Origin of the sequence: Vibrio sp. 10N.222.46.A1, assembly GCF_041473595.1 — a bacterium.
Lineage (GTDB): Bacteria > Pseudomonadota > Gammaproteobacteria > Enterobacterales > Vibrionaceae > Vibrio > Vibrio tasmaniensis_A.
The window spans coordinates 1-392 of record NZ_JBFRSN010000772.1 but is presented as its reverse complement, the minus strand read 5'-3'; the positions used below and the strand labels follow the sequence as shown (position 1 = coordinate 392).

Genomic DNA, 392 nt, shown 5'->3' with positions numbered 1-392 from the left:
AGGTCAACACGCCCTAGTGTGAGCAGTCCTTTACTTCGTTTATTGACCAACTGTCATATTCAACTATTTTTTAATTTCGCTCTCGAAATAAATGAACTAATGACTCAGATCAACTTAATTGTGTTCATTTGGTGCTTTTTGTAAAACAAAAGTTGAAAGATTCAAAAATTATTGAATAATGGGCTTAACTAAAATTGAAGTAAACACTTCATCCAATTCGTACTGAAACAGGATCCATATCCAATGTCTAATTCGTTTGTTCTGGTTATTAACTCGGGTAGTTCATCCCTAAAATTTGCTGTTATTGATTCTGTTTCTGGTGAAGCCGTATTGAGTGGCTTAGGGGAGTGTTTTGGTCTTGAAGATGCTCGTATGAGCTGGAAGTATCAAGG

Annotated in this window: 1 pseudogene; it reads left to right on the top strand. The window is 35.7% G+C overall.

The features are described 5' to 3' along the window. Window positions 1-243: 243 nt before the first annotated feature. Window positions 244-392 (top strand): annotated as a pseudogene (locus AB4496_RS19905) (acetate kinase); the annotation flags it as partial.